Origin of the sequence: Mycobacterium lehmannii (assembly GCF_002245535.1) — a bacterium.
GTDB lineage: Bacteria > Actinomycetota > Actinomycetes > Mycobacteriales > Mycobacteriaceae > Mycobacterium > Mycobacterium lehmannii.
Map to the genome: position 1 here is coordinate 55,595 of NZ_NKCN01000003.1, position 14,211 is coordinate 69,805.

The following is a 14,211-nucleotide window of genomic DNA, read 5'->3' on the forward strand; positions in this document are numbered from 1 at the left end:
CCATGGCCAGCATGAGCGAGTTCCGCCGCGTCGCCGACGACGTGCGCAATTGGGGCCGCTGGGGCGACGACGACGAGCTGGGCACGCTGAACCTCATCACGCCCGAGAAGGTGGCCGAAGCGGCCGCGCTCGTAAAGAAAGGGACCGTGATCCCGCTCGGAGGCGACTTCGGCTCGAACGGCCCGCAGGGCGCGTTCCAATTCCGGCCGAACCCCACCCATGTGATGACGGTGGACGGCGGCGACGCGAACACCCTGGCGCGGTACGGTCCCCAGTGGCTGCGGAACTCAGTGGCTCACCAGGTCAGCGAGTTCTTCGTGGACAACCCGTTTCGCTTCAACGACGACATGATCGTGATGCCGCTGCAGGCGGCCACGCAGTGGGACGCCATCTCCCACGTCTACTACGATGACAAGCTCTACAACGGCTTTCCCGCGGACTCGGTGACCAGCTTCGGGGCCGTCCATCTGGGCATTGAGAAGGTCGACGTCAAGGGCATCACCTCCCGAGGAGTGCTGCTCGACGCGGTCCGGCACCGCGGCGCCGACGTCTTCCTCGAACCCGGAAACCCTGTCACACCAGCAGAACTCGATGATATCGCCAAGGCCCAGAACGTGACGATCACGCCGGGGGACATCGTCGTCGTACACACCGGGTGGTGGACGAGGTTCCTGTCTACCGGTGACGGCTCCGAACCAGGATCCGGTCTGGACTGGACCTGCGCATCGTGGCTGCACGACCATGACGTCGCCGCGGTCGCCGCCGACAACCTCATGGTCGAGGACCCCGATCCGGCCAACGGAGTCGAGGGCACGTTTCTGCCCATGCACATGGTCTGCCTGCGCGACATGGGCCTCATGTTCGGCGAGTACTGGGATCTCACCGGCCTGGCGGCCGACTGCGCCGCCGACGGTGTCTACGAGTTCCAGTTGATCGCACCGCCTTTGAAAGTCGTTGGCGCGGTGGGCGCACCCGTCAGCCCGATCGCAATCAAGTAGTGGGTGAGGATATGACTGCAAGCACCAGAACCGGCGGTGCGCCGTTCGTCGTGGGACTCGGCGGCACGCTTCGGGCGAATTCGTCGACCGAGCGCGCGTTGCGTTACTGCCTCGCGGCGGTCGAGCAGCAGGGTGGGCGGACGCGGCTGTTCGCGGGACCCGACCTGGATTTGCCGATGTATGCCCCGCACTCGCTGGAACGCACGCCCCAGGCTCTCGAACTGGTCAGTGCGCTGCGCGATGCGGACGCCGTGGTCGTCGGCTCACCCGGTTACCACGGGGCGATCTCTGGATTGGTCAAGAACGCGCTCGACTACATCGAGGATCTGCGGGAGGACCCGCGCGTCTATCTGGACAACACGCCGTGGGGCTGCATCAGTTGCGCCTACGGCTGGCAGGCTGCGGTCAATACACTCGGGCAGTTGAGGTCCATCGGGCACGCGCTGCGCGCGTGGCCGACTCCGCTGGGCGTGGCGATCAACTCCGCCGACCAGATCTGGGACGAGGCAGGGGAGTTGATCCACGACGCCACCCAGAACCAACTGGACATGCTCGCCACCCAAGTGCTGTTCTTCGCCAAGGCCGCCCGGGAGACCGCGTGACCGAGCTCCAACGCAAATCGGTTCTGGTCGACGGGCTGGTGACCGGTTATCTCGAAGCAGGACAAGGCGATCCGGTCGTCCTGCTGCACGGTGGGGAGTTCGGCGCCGGCGCCGAGATCGGCTGGGAGCACAACATCGCCGCGCTCGCCACGCGCTATCGCGTGCTCGCGCTCGACATGCTCGGGTTCGGCGAATCGGCGAAGGTCATCGACTTCAACGACGGCCGCGGTATGCGGATTCGGCACATCGCACGGTTCTGCGAAGTCCTCGGGGTGGAATCCGCGCATTTCATCGGCAACTCGATGGGGGCCGTGAACATGTTCGTCGACGCCACCTCCGAAGCGCCGGTGCTGCCTGCCCGCAGCCTGGTGACCATCTGCGGAGGCGGCGAGATCCAGCGCAACGAGCATTCGGCCGCGTTGTACGACTATGACGCCACGTTCGCGGGGATGCGCCGGATCGTCACGGCGCTCTTCTACGACGCCTCCTACCCCGCCGACGAGGAATACGTCCAGCGCCGCTACGAAGCCAGCATCGCGCCGGGCGCGTGGGAGGCGTTGGCGGCGGCGCGGTTTCGGCGTCCGGGCCTTGAGGCCCCACCGCTGCCGTCGAGTGTCCGCGCCTACGAGCGCATCACCGTGCCGACACTTGTGGTCGAGGGCGGCGGTGACAAACTGCTACCCCGCGGGTGGGCGGGCGAGATCGCGGGCCAGATCCGCGGTGGCCGGTCCGCGGTGATCGATGCGGCCGGGCACTGCCCGCAGATCGAACAACCCGACGCGGTCAATGAACTATTGCTCGGCTTCCTGGCCGACTCACACGAAGGGGCGGCATGACCGGCGAACTCGAGGGCAAGGTCGCGGTCGTCACCGGCGGATCTTCCGGACTTGGTGAAGGGTTGGTGCGGCGGTTCTGCGCCGAGGGGGCCAAGGTCGTCGTCGGCGACGTCGACCGCGAGGGCGGCGCTCAACTCGTCGCCGACCTCGGTGACGCCGTCCGCTTCGTCGAGACCGACGTGGCCCAGGTCGAGCAGGTGACCCGATTGGTTTCCACGGCGGTCGAGGAGTTCGGTGGCCTGCACGTGATGGTCAACAACGCGGGCGTGTCGGGAAAGATGTTCCCCAAGTTCCTCGACGACGACCTGGCCGACTTTCATCAGGTGATGGCCATCAACGTGCTGGCCGTCATGGCCGGTACGCGCGACGCCGCCCGACACATGTCCAAACACGGCGGCGGGTCGATCATCAACCTGACGTCGATCGGCGGCATCCAGGCCGGCGGTGGCGTGATGACGTACCGGGCGTCGAAAGCCGCCGTCATCCAGTTCACCAAGTCTGCGGCCATCGATCTGGCCCACTACGAGGTTCGCGTCAACGCGCTCGCCCCGGGCAACATCCGGACCGCGATCGTGCGCAAATCGGCGACGGGAGAGGACCTCGAGCGCCTCGAGGCGTTCGAGGCCAAAATCCGCGAACAGATGCGCAACGACCGCCCGTTGAAGCGGGAGGGCACCGTCGACGACGTCGCCGAGGCCGCGCTGTACCTCGCCGGGGACCGTTCCCGGTATGTCACCGGAACGATCCTTCCCATCGACGGCGGCACCAGTGCGGGGAAGGTGATCGTCCGCAAGTCGAAGCCATGACGACTTTAAATCAGTCGCTTGACTTAAGCGCTTGGGAGCGGTTGACTGTGACGGTGACCACTGCCAGAAGCGTGCGCACCGAACGGGCGAGCACCACACGCGAAGCGATCCTGGCCGCCGCCGAGCGGCTGTTCGCCGAGCACGGTGTCTATGCGGTATCCAACCGGCAGGTCAGCGAGGCAGCAGGCCAGGGCAACAACGCCGCGGTCGGCTACCACTTCGGCACGAAGGCCGACCTGGTGCGGGCCATCGAGCAGAAGCACCGCGTCTCGACCGAGCGTCTGCTGTCGCGGATGGTCGCCGAGATCGGCGACTCGACCGAACTTCGTGACTGGGTTGCCTGCCTGGTGCGCTCGCTGACCGAGCACCTGGCACAGATCGGGACCCCGACGTGGTACGCGCGCTTCGCCGCGCAGGCGCTGGCCGACCCCGAGTACCACAAGATCGTTGTCAAGGGTGCTCTGGAGTCGCCGTCGGTGAAACGCGTCGTCGACGGCATCACCCGCTGCCTGCCGGACCTACCGCCTGCGGTGGTCACCGAGCGAAACATCATGGCTCGCAATCTGATGATGCACACCTGCGCCGATTTCGAACGTGCCTTCGCCGAGGGGGCCGACATGCCGCGGACGACCTGGAGTTCCGCGGCGTCCGGGCTCATCGACGCGATCGTCGGGCTGTGGCAGGCACCGATCACGGAGCGCCCGGCATCATGAAACTGACTGTCGACCAAGACAAGTGTGTGTCATCGGGTCAGTGCGTGCTCAACGCAAGCGACATCTTCGACCAGCGCGACGACGACGGCGTCGTGGTCCTGCTGAACGACAGCCCGGCGGACGACCAGGCCGACGACGCCCGCAAGGCGGCGGCGGCATGCCCCGCACTCGCCATCCACATCGAGGAATGAGATCCACCATATGTCTGAAACCTTGACCGGAACGCCCGACGTGTCCTCGGATGTCCCCGAATACCCGATGGAGCGCGACGCTCGGTGCCCGTTCGCCCCACCGCCGCAGATGCTCGAAATGGGTGAGGCCAAACCGCTTTCGCGGGTGCGGATCTGGAACGGCACCACGCCGTGGCTGATCACCGGGCACGCGGTGGCGCGCGAGCTGTTCGCCGATTCCCGGGTCAGTGTCGACGACCGCATCGAGGGCTTTCCGCACTGGAACGAGCACATGCTGTCCACGGTGTACAAGCGGCCGCGTTCGGTGTTCACCTCCGACGCCGAGGAGCACACCCGGTTTCGCCGGATGCTGTCCAAGCCCTTCACCTTCAAACGGGTCGAGGGGCTGCGGCCCGCCATTCAAGAGGTGACCGACGAGTGCATCGACAACATCCTCGCCGGTCCGCAACCCGCCGACATCGTCGCCCAACTGGCGCTGCCGGTGCCCACCCGGGTCATCAGCGAAATGCTCGGTGTGCCATACGAAGACCATGAGTTCTTCCAGCACCACGCCAATGTCGGCCTCGCGCGCTACGCCTCCGCCGAGGACGGCCAGAAGGGCGCCATGAGCCTGGCCAAGTACCTCAGCGATCTGGTCAAGGCCAAAATGGAGAACCCGTCGGAAGACGCCGTTTCCGACCTCGCCGAGCGGGTGAACGCCGGGGAGATCACCGTCAAAGAGGCCGCACAGCTGGGCACCGGCCTGCTCATCGCCGGTCACGAGACCACCGCCAACATGATCGGCATCGGGGTGCTGGCGCTGCTCGAAAACCCCGAACAAGCCGCGCTGCTACGGGATTCGGACGATCCGAAGTTCATCGCCAACGCGGTCGAAGAGCTGATGCGCTACCTGTCGATCATCCAGAACGGCCAGCGTCGGGTCGCGATCGAAGACATCGAGATCGCCGGTGAGACCATCCGTGCCGGCGAGGGCATCATCCTCGACCTGGCACCCGCCAACTGGGATGCCGCCGCTTATCCCGAACCCGACAAGCTCGACCTCGGCCGCGATGCCGGCCAGCAACTCGGCTTCGGCTACGGCAGGCATCAGTGCGTCGGCCAGCAGCTCGCTCGTGCCGAGCTGCAGATCGTGTTCCACACGTTGCTGCGGCGCATACCGACGCTGAAGCTGGCCGTGCCGTTCGAGGACGTGCCCTTCAAGCACGACCGACTCGCGTACGGCGTCTACGAACTTCCGGTGACCTGGTAGTCAGGTCCATTCTTCAGCCCGATTGGAGTGTCAACGATGTCAGCACCAACAACTCCCGCCCTTTATCCGCCTGAGGGTTTCGGCGCGCCCAAGCACCGCAAGGGCCATGCCACCGGCGACTTCGGTCTTCCCCAGGGCACCGAGATCTTCTCGGCGGACAACCACATCTCGGTGGCCGAGGACATCTTCTACGACCGCTTCCCCGAGGAGCTCAAGGGCGCCGCGCCGCGCATCTGGTACGAGGACGGCGCCTACATGGTCGGCATGAAGGGCAAGGCCTGGACCGGCGGCGACTTCGGGCGGGTGCTGATGCAGTACGACGACCTCGCCGGAGCGGCGTCGAACAACATCGAGGCCCGCGTCCGTGAGCTCAAAGAGGACGGCATCGACAAGGAACTGGCCTTCCCCAACGCGGTGCTGGCGTTGTTCCACTATCCGGACAAGGCGCTGCGCGAGCGTGTCTTCCGGATCTACAACGAGCACATCGCCGATCTGCAGGAGCGCAGCAACGGACACTTCTACGGTGTCGGCCTGATCAACTGGTGGGACCCGAAGGGCACCAGGAGCACGTTGGAGGAGCTGAAGTCACTGGGCCTGCGGACGTTCCTGCTGCCCCTCAACCCCGGCAAGGACGACGACGGCAACATCTACGACTACGGCAGCACCGATATGGACGCGGTGTGGGACGAGATCGAGGCCGCCGGCGTGCCGGTCAGTCACCACATCGGTGAGACGCCACCCAAGACGCCGTGCCAGCACAACAGCGTCGTCGTCGGCATGATGGTCAACGTCGACTCGTTCCGCGAGCAGTTCGCCAAGTACGTGTTCTCCGGCATCCTCGACCGCCACCCGGCATTGAAGATCGGGTGGTTCGAAGGTGGTATCGCCTGGGTGCCAACGGCTCTGCAGGACGCCGAGCACATGCTTGCGTCGTACCGACACATGTTCAACCACCAGCTCGAGCATCCCGTGCGCCACTACTGGGACAACCACATGTGCGCGTCGTTCATGGTCGACCCGCTCGGCTTGGAGCTCATCGACAAGATCGGCGTCGACAACGTGATGTGGTCGTCGGACTATCCGCACAACGAGTCCACGTTCGGATACTCGGAGAAATCGCTGAAGACGGTCGTCGATGCGGTCGGACCCGAGAACGCCGTGAAGATCGTCAGCACCAACATCAAGAACTTCCTGGGGATTTCGTGACCACATTCGCACCACAGTCAGCGTCGATCGACATTCCGGACCTTCCCGACCTCGCCCGGATGTACCGGGAATGCGGGGCGCGACTGCGTGATTCGATGATGGACAAGGGTGTCGACGCACTGGTCCTGCTCGGCAACGGCAACGTCGTGTATGCGACCGGTATCAGCTGGCCGCTGCTCGACGCCGGGCTCTCACACGTGGAACGTCCGGTGGCGATCGTGCTCGCCGACGACCCACACCCGCACCTGTTCATGCCGCTGCGGGAGGGGTCCTCGTCGCAGTGCGAAGTGCCCGACGACCATGTGCACGGCCCGCTCTACCTCGAATTCGACGAGGGCGTCGAACAATTCGCGAAGGTGCTGGCCGACCTGGTTCCCGCTGGCGGCAAGATCGCGGTCGACGAGCTGACCGGCGCCATGCGCCGCGCATCCGCAGCGCTGTTCCCTTCGGGTCCGCCGTCGGACGCCGCGCAGGTCGTAGGGCCTGCCAAGCTGGTCAAGACGCCCGACCAGATCTCATGCGTCCGCCATGCCTGCCGTATCACCGAAGAGGCGATGGTCGACGTGCAGAAGGCGCTGGCCCCCGGTGTGCGGCAGGTCGACCTCTCGGCGGCGTTCGTGCGCCGTGCGTTCGAACTCGGCGCGACCGCCAACATGCTCGAGGCCATCTGGCAGGTGATGCCGACGACGAAGACCAGCGGTTCGGTGTGGACCACCACCGGAGACCTGGCGCTGCCGCTGTTGACCACCGAACGCGAACTCGAACGCGGTGACGTGTTGTGGACCGACGTCAGCATCACCTACAACGGGTACTGCTCGGACTTCGGGCGCACCTGGCTGGTCGGCGACGAGCCGAATGACCGCCAGCACGCGCAGTTCGAGAAGTGGCGGGAGATCCTGTCTGCCGTGCTGTCGGTCACCAAGGCCGGCGCGACGAGTGGTGACCTGGCCCGCGCGGGCATCGCCGCCAACGGTGGCACCAAGCCGTGGCTGCCACACTTCTACCTCGGGCACGGCATCGGCACCAACGCCGCCGAAATGCCCATGATCGGAACGGATCTGGGCGAGGAGTTCGACGACAATTTCGTGTTCCCTGCCGGGATGTTGCTGGTGCTCGAACCCGTGGTGTGGGAGGACGGCACCGGTGGCTACCGGAGCGAGGAGATCGTGGTCATCACCGACGACGGATACCAGTCCATCACCGATTACCCCTACGCCCCCTACGGACGGAACTGAATGGCACTCCAGATTCTCCCTGACGCAGCCGATCTGCGACGGGGCCGCCGCGAGCGCGCGCTGGCCCAGATGGAGGAACGCGACATCGACATCCTGGTGCTGGGGCGGCAGGCCAACGTGCGCTACGTGACCGGCGCCCCGCAGCTGTGGGTGGCGGGTACCCGGCCGTTCGGACCAATCTGCGAGGTCGTCCGCTCGACCGGTGAGATCCACCTCAACAGCACCTGGGACGAGGGCATCCCCGACGAGATTCCCCACGACCACCTGTACGGGCTGGCGTGGAACCCGATGACGCTCGTTGACGTGCTCAAGGCGCTGCCCGGGGCCGCCACCGCCAAACGGGTGGGAACCGATTCGCTGACACCGACATTCGCGCAGCTGCTGCCGATGGCGTTCCCCGACGCCGAAATCGTCGACGCCGAACCGGCGCTGCGGGCCGCGCGCCGGATCAAGACCGCCGACGAGATCGCGGTGCTCCGCGGTGCGCTGAGTGTGGCCGAGGCGGCGCTCGACGCCGCGCGCGCCGAGTTGGCGGCCGGGACGACCGAGAAGTCGCTGACCGGTGCGCTGATGGAGGCGATGGCCGCCGGTGGGGTCACCACGCCCGCCACTCAGGACGGAGCCTGGGTGACCAGCAAGGAACACCCGTGGCGGCGCGCTCGCACCGACGGCCGTATCGAGGACGGCGACCTGGTGGCGTTCTCTGCCGGTGCGCTGGCCGACGGCTACGTCGGCGAAGTCGGCCGCACATGGCCGGTCGGAGAGGTCGAGGGGTCTGCGGTCCCACAGCTTTACGATCGCTGGAACCGTCTGTGGGACAGTCTTTTGGACGCCTGTCAGCCGGGTCGTCCCGCGAGTGGCCTGCTCGCCGCCTACGAGGCGGCCGGTGAGCCGCTGCCCGCGATGCCCGTCGCCCACGGCCTCGGTCTGGGCTACGACTCGCCCGTCGTCACCCCGGCCCTGCGGGCCACCATCGCCGACGAACTGCTCGAACCCGGCATGGTGCTCGCGGTCAGCGGCTACGTCTGGCAGCAGGGCGTGGGCGCGGTCTTCACCCGCGACGCCGTGCACGTCACCGCCGACGGGGCCGAGGTGCTGACCTCCAGCCCGCTCTGGAGTGGTGCGGGCGTCGGAATCGGTTGACGCGACATGTCGGAACCCGGGAGTCGGCCCGCCCCTGAGGAAATCGTCCTCTACGAGAAGGACCCGGCGACCAAGATCGCGACGATCACGTTCAACCGGCCCGAATACCTGAACGCACCGACGTCGGCTGCACGGTTGCGGTACGCCGACCTTCTGCGTGGCGCCACCGTCGATGACGACGTGAAGGTTGTCGTGATCCGCGGTGTCGGCGAGAATCTCGGCAGCGGCGCGGATCTGCCGGAGTTCATGGCGGGTGACGACGACGCGCGGCTGGCCGAGCTGCGGGTGGACGATCCGAACGTCACCTATCCACCAAAGGGATCGTTCCGGCACGGCGCAACGATGGGGCAGTGGTACGCCAACGTCGCGGCGGGCAACCGGGCGTTGCAGGAACTCAAGAAGATCAGCATCGTCGAGGCCAAGGGGTACTGCTACGGCTGGCACTTCTACCAGTGCGCGGACGCGGACCTGGTGATCTCCAGCGACGACGCGCTGTTCGGCCATCCGTCGTTCCGGTACTTCGGCTGGGGCCCGCGGATGTGGACCTGGGTGATGACCATGGGGCTGCGACCGTTCCAGGAGATGGTTTATACCGGTCGCCCGTTCACCGCAGACGAGATGAAGGAGTGCAACTTCCTCAACAAGGTGGTTCCGCGCGACCAGCTCGAGGCCGAGGTCGCGAAGTACGCCCACGCGTGTGCACGGAACCGACCGGTGGACAGTGTGTTTCAGCAAAAGATGTTCTTCGAGGTGGTCAAGCAGTTCCAGGGCGAATACCTCGGCAGCCTGCTGTCGGCGATGTTCGAGTCGATGGGCGGCGCGGCGCGACCCGACGGCGACGACTTCATGCTTGCCGACGCGATCGATGTGGGCCTTGCGGACGCCGTCAACGACAACGACGACAGGTTTCCGCCCGAGTTCCGGTTGAGCAAGGCCAACCGCAGAAAGAAGGATTAGTGCCGGCGCTGGACGAGTACACCGTCGTTGACCTGTCGAGCGGAATCGCGGGCGGCTACGCCACCAAACTACTCGCCGACGGTGGCGCCACGGTGGTCAAAGTGGAGTCGCCGCACGGTGATCCGCTGCGAACCTGGTCCGCGTCGGGTGCACGCATCGAGCCGGAAAGGGACGGTGCGCTATTCAGCTTCCTGGCCTGCTCGAAACACAGCGTCGTCGTCGACCCGGACGTCGCCGCCGACCTGGACATGTTGCGCGGGTTGCTGTCAGCCGCCGATGCGGTGGTGTGGTCGCGCGGATCGGCGGTCGCCGAAGTCGACGAGTTCACCCCCGCCGCACTCGCCGATGCATACGGTCATCTGACCGTCACAGCGATCACCCCTTTCGGGCTCGAGGGGCCGTGGGCGGACAAGCCCGCCACGGAGTTCACCCTGCAGGCGTGGTCGGGTGGCGTGATCGGGCTGGGCCGGGGCGCACAGTATCGCGCGCCGCTGTTCGTCGGGGGCCAGATCGGGGAGTGGCTGGCGGGCGCATACGCGGCGGCGGGTACGACGGCGGCGTCGGGTCTGGTCGACGTCTCGATCCTCGAGGCCCAGATCCTCTGCCTGACTTACTATTCGGTGTCGTTCAACGACGCTCTCGGGCGCCCGTTCCGCGACCGCCGCCGGTTGACCGTGCCAGGTGTCGCGTCCGCGGCCGACGGGCTGGTGGCGTTGGGGTGCGGCACCGCGCAACAGTGGTTCGACCTGTGCGCGATGGTCGGCCACGACGAATGGATCGATGAGGGCGGTGACCTGTCCATCACCGAACAGGCCAACATCCACGCCGAGCAGATCTACGAGTGGGTGAAAGAGAACCGCGTCGAGGACATCCTCGAGCTGTCCAGCGCCTTTCGGATTCCGAACGCACCGGTCGGAAACGGCGCCACTGTCACGGATTTCGACCAGTTCGTCGAACGCGGCACGTTCGTCACCAATCCGCGCGACGGCTTCACCCAGCCCGGGCCGCCGTACCGCACCACGCCGTCGCTGCTGCGCGCGCCGCTACCCGCGCCCCGGCTCGGCGAGCACACCGCCCTGTACCGTTCGCGAACGGTACACCAGGGTCGCGATTCCGCCGAGATCACGACCCTGGGTGGGGTTTCGCGAACAATGTTCGAGGGGCTACGGGTGCTCGACATGACGAGCTTCTGGGCTGGCCCGTCGTGCACCCACATGCTGGCCTTGCTGGGCGCCGAGGTGATCCACATCGAGTCCACCGCGCGACCCGACGGCACGCGGCTCATCGCCGGGGTGCCGATCACCGAGGAGCAGTGGTGGGAGCGCTCGCCGATCTTCTCCGGCTTGAACACCAACAAGAAGAGCGTCACGCTCGACATCCGTTCCGAGCGCGGCGTGGAGCTGCTGCGCCGGCTCATCACGACCTGCGACGTCATCGTCGAGAATTACACCCCGCGGGTGCTCGACCAGATCGGTCTGGACTTCGATGCCCTGCACCGGCTGCGACCCGACGCGATCATGATGCGCATGCCGGGATTCGGGCTCGACGGGCCGTGGCGCGACAAGCCCGCGTTCGCCTACGTGATCGAGGACTGCTCCGGAATCACCTGGCTGACGGGGCATCCGGATCAGAACCCGGTCGAGCCCTATTCGGTCGGCGATCCCAACGCCGGGGTGCACGGTCTCAACGCGCTGTTGCTCGCGCTGGCGCACCGGCGACGGACGGGACAGGGGGTCCGGATCGAGGCCGCGATGGTCGACGCCGCGCTCAACGTCGCCGCCGAGCAGGTCATCGAATACTCGGCCTACGGAAATCTGCTGCAGCGGCAGGGCAACCGCGGGCCGACCGCGGCGCCGCAGAACCTCTACCGCACCGGCGAGCTCGACGAGTTCGGCCGCCCGGACGATTGGGTCGCGATCGCGGTGGCCAGTGACGAGCAGTGGGCGGGCCTGGTCGATGCCCTCGGGCGGCCGGCATGGGCGACCGACGAGCTCGCCACGGCCGACGGCCGTCGGCGCAACCAGGACACCATCGATGAGCACCTGGGCGCGTGGTGCGCCGACCGCACCGGTGACGATATCGTCGAAACACTCTGGGCGGCCGGGGTTCCGGTGGCCAAGGTGATGCAACCGCACCGCGTCGGCGACCTCGAGCAGCTGGTGCACCGCGGCTTCTACGAGAAGGTCGACCATCCCGTCAACCCTCCGGCCCGACACAGCACGCTGCCCATGCGCATCGCGTCCGTCCGGAGTTACCATCGCAGTCCCGCACCGCTGCTGGGACAGCACAACCACGAGGTGCTGACCGCGCTCGGGCTCAGCGGCGACGAGATCACGGCGCTCGAGGAGGAGGGGGTCATCGGAAACGCGCCCGCGGGTCTCACCATTCGCACGACGAAGACCGGTTGACGGGCGCAGGAATGACCGCAACGGGCGCCTATCACCGAGATTGCAACCAGGGCTGTGGGCCGGTGAACGACCCTCACCGCAATGTCGGTGCTAGGCGCGCAGCGAGTCGCTAGCCTCGACCGATGGCCATCGATCCGTCGAACATTCTGCTCACCGGCCGCGTTGCGGTCGTCACCGGCGGTGGCGCGGGCATCGGCAAGGGAATCGCTGAAGGGCTCACCGCCTTCGGGGCGTCCGTCGCGATCTGGGAGCGCGACCCGGAAACCTGTGCCGCGACCGCCGAAAGTCTCGGTGCGCTGGGGATTGTGGTCGACGTACGGGACAGCGCGCAGGTCGACGCGGCGCTTCAGCAGACCGCCGATGCGCTAGGCGAGGTGTCGATCCTGGTCAACAACGCCGGCGGCACCTTCTTCTCGCCGATGCTCGAAACCACGGAGAACGGCTGGGATGCGCTGTACAAGGCCAACCTGCGCCACGTGCTGCTGTGCACCCAGCGGGTGGCGCGCCGTCTCGTGGAGGCCGGCAGGCCCGGCAGCGTCATCAACGTGACGTCGATCGAGGGTGTGCGCGCCGCACCGGGATACGCCGCATACGCCGCGGCCAAGGCCGGCGTCATCAACTACACCCAGACCGCGGCGTTCGAACTGTCCCCACACGGCATCCGCGTCAACGCCCTCGCGCCGGACCTCACCCTGACCGAGGGGCTCATGCAGATCTCCGGCGGCACGCTGAACCACGACGTCGCTCCTGGCATACCGATGGGCAGACCGGGACATGTCGACGAAATCGCCTCGGCGGCAGTGTTTCTGGCCTCCGACATGGCGAGCTACATCACCGGTCAGACGATCCACGTCGACGGCGGGACCCACGCGGCGGGCGGCTGGTATCACCACCCGCAGACGGGAAGGCCGACGCTGGGTCCGGTCTAGCCCGGTCGCGTCGCGAGACTACGGTTTCTGACGAAATTCGCACGGTTTTCGTCAGAAACCGCCGTCTCGGCGGAGTTCCCGTCAGTGGGTCCAGCCCGCGGCGGACTGGTCGTCGAAGGTGCGGTCGATGCGCTCGAAGCGGCGTCGAATCGAGCCGCGTGCCGCGCGGTGCGGTAGCACGTAGAGCCGGTTGGCTTCGATCGCGTCGGCGGTCAGGCGGGCCACCTCGTCGACGTTGAGCACGGAGTCGTCGCTCGGATCCGACGCCAACTGCTGAACCGAGTCCGCCCCCGACGCGGTGGCCGGACCGTAATCCTCGCTGCGCACGCGTTCGGTGTTGGCCAGCAGGTTGGTGTCGACGATCATCGGGCACAACACCGTCACACCGATGCCGTTGGCGCGCACCTCGCGCGACAACGTCTCCGCGAGCGCGACGACGCCGTACTTGGCGACGCAGTAGGGGCCCAGGCCGACATTCGGAATCAGTCCGGCGAACGACGACGTGAACGCGATGTGGCTGTCGGCTTCCTGCGCGATCAGCCGCGGCAGGAACGCCTCGACGCCGTGGATCGGTCCCCACAGGTCCACGTCGATGACGAACCGCCAGTCGTCATGGCTGGTCTCGGCGATGGGGCCGGCGTAGGCGATCCCGGCATTGTTGAAGACCAGGTGCACGTCGCCGAACACGTCGAACGCCTCGTCGGCCAACCGGTTGACATCGTCGAACTTGCGCACATCGCACACCACGCCGCGGGCGTCGACGCCGTCGGCGCGCAGATCGGCCACCGCACGGTCGAGTGCGGCCGAGTCGATGTCGCTGAGCATGATGCGGGCTCCGCGCCCGGCGAATTCGCGTGCGGCGGCCAAACCGATTCCGCTTGCGCCGCCGGTAATGACCGCCGTGCGTCCGTTGAACGTATCCACCCGCCGAAGACTAG

General features: G+C 66.7%; 14 protein-coding genes. 13 read left to right on the forward strand and 1 reads right to left on the reverse strand.

All coding sequences use genetic code 11. From position 1 onward, the window contains the following. Positions 1-2 precede the first annotated feature (2 nt). From CEX87_RS04865 to CEX87_RS04925, 13 genes are all read left to right on the forward strand, one after another. Complete coding sequence (locus tag CEX87_RS04865; RefSeq protein WP_064397205.1) at positions 3-998, forward strand: cyclase family protein; 996 nt, start codon at positions 3-5, stop codon at positions 996-998. Positions 999-1,009: 11 nt separating this feature from the next. After that, positions 1,010-1,600: an NADPH-dependent FMN reductase gene (locus tag CEX87_RS04870; RefSeq protein WP_064397203.1), complete on the forward strand. Its 591-nt coding sequence runs from the start codon at positions 1,010-1,012 to the stop codon at positions 1,598-1,600. Beyond that, complete coding sequence (locus tag CEX87_RS04875) at positions 1,597-2,436, forward strand: alpha/beta fold hydrolase (protein ID WP_094286272.1); 840 nt, start codon at positions 1,597-1,599, stop codon at positions 2,434-2,436. Before CEX87_RS04870 ends, CEX87_RS04875 begins: the two co-directional genes overlap by 4 nt. Further along, entirely contained in the window at positions 2,433-3,242 is an 810-nt protein-coding gene (locus tag CEX87_RS04880) for an SDR family NAD(P)-dependent oxidoreductase (RefSeq protein ID WP_094286273.1), read from the forward strand. Before CEX87_RS04875 ends, CEX87_RS04880 begins: the two co-directional genes overlap by 4 nt. Beyond that, a complete protein-coding gene (locus tag CEX87_RS04885) occupies positions 3,239-3,955 on the forward strand; it encodes a TetR/AcrR family transcriptional regulator (protein WP_064397197.1) in 717 nt (238 codons plus the stop codon). The genes CEX87_RS04880 and CEX87_RS04885 overlap by 4 nt, the downstream gene beginning before the upstream one ends. Next, positions 3,952-4,146: a ferredoxin gene (locus CEX87_RS04890; protein WP_064397455.1), complete on the forward strand. Its 195-nt coding sequence runs from the start codon at positions 3,952-3,954 to the stop codon at positions 4,144-4,146. The genes CEX87_RS04885 and CEX87_RS04890 overlap by 4 nt, the downstream gene beginning before the upstream one ends. Before the next feature lie 10 nt (positions 4,147-4,156). Next, a complete protein-coding gene (locus CEX87_RS04895) occupies positions 4,157-5,395 on the forward strand; it encodes a cytochrome P450 (protein ID WP_064397196.1) in 1,239 nt (412 codons plus the stop codon). Positions 5,396-5,431: 36 nt separating this feature from the next. Next, a complete protein-coding gene (locus tag CEX87_RS04900; RefSeq protein WP_064397194.1) occupies positions 5,432-6,601 on the forward strand; it encodes an amidohydrolase family protein in 1,170 nt (389 codons plus the stop codon). A gap of 59 nt (positions 6,602-6,660) precedes the next feature. Continuing rightward, positions 6,661-7,836: a M24 family metallopeptidase gene (locus tag CEX87_RS04905; RefSeq protein ID WP_198957164.1), complete on the forward strand. Its 1,176-nt coding sequence runs from the start codon at positions 6,661-6,663 to the stop codon at positions 7,834-7,836. Next, the gene (locus tag CEX87_RS04910; RefSeq protein ID WP_064397187.1) at positions 7,837-8,979 is read left to right on the forward strand and encodes a M24 family metallopeptidase; all 1,143 of its coding nucleotides are present in this window, start codon (positions 7,837-7,839) and stop codon (positions 8,977-8,979) included. It begins immediately after the preceding gene. Positions 8,980-8,985: 6 nt separating this feature from the next. Next, positions 8,986-9,936, forward strand: coding sequence for an enoyl-CoA hydratase/isomerase family protein (locus tag CEX87_RS04915; RefSeq protein ID WP_094286275.1), 951 nt, complete (start codon positions 8,986-8,988; stop codon positions 9,934-9,936). After that, on the forward strand, positions 9,936-12,344 hold the full coding sequence (locus CEX87_RS04920; protein ID WP_094286277.1) for a CaiB/BaiF CoA-transferase family protein: 2,409 nt from the start codon (positions 9,936-9,938) through the stop codon (positions 12,342-12,344). Before CEX87_RS04915 ends, CEX87_RS04920 begins: the two co-directional genes overlap by 1 nt. A 122-nt stretch (positions 12,345-12,466) precedes the next feature. Next, positions 12,467-13,273, forward strand: a complete 807-nt coding sequence (locus CEX87_RS04925) for an SDR family NAD(P)-dependent oxidoreductase (RefSeq protein WP_064397181.1) — start codon at positions 12,467-12,469, stop codon at positions 13,271-13,273. A gap of 81 nt (positions 13,274-13,354) precedes the next feature. On the opposite strand, the gene CEX87_RS04930 is transcribed toward CEX87_RS04925, so the two are convergent. Continuing rightward, positions 13,355-14,197 carry an SDR family NAD(P)-dependent oxidoreductase gene (locus CEX87_RS04930; RefSeq protein ID WP_064397179.1) on the reverse strand — a complete coding sequence of 281 codons (843 nt, stop codon included), beginning with the start codon at positions 14,195-14,197 and terminating at the stop codon, positions 13,355-13,357. Positions 14,198-14,211: the final 14 nt, after the last annotated feature.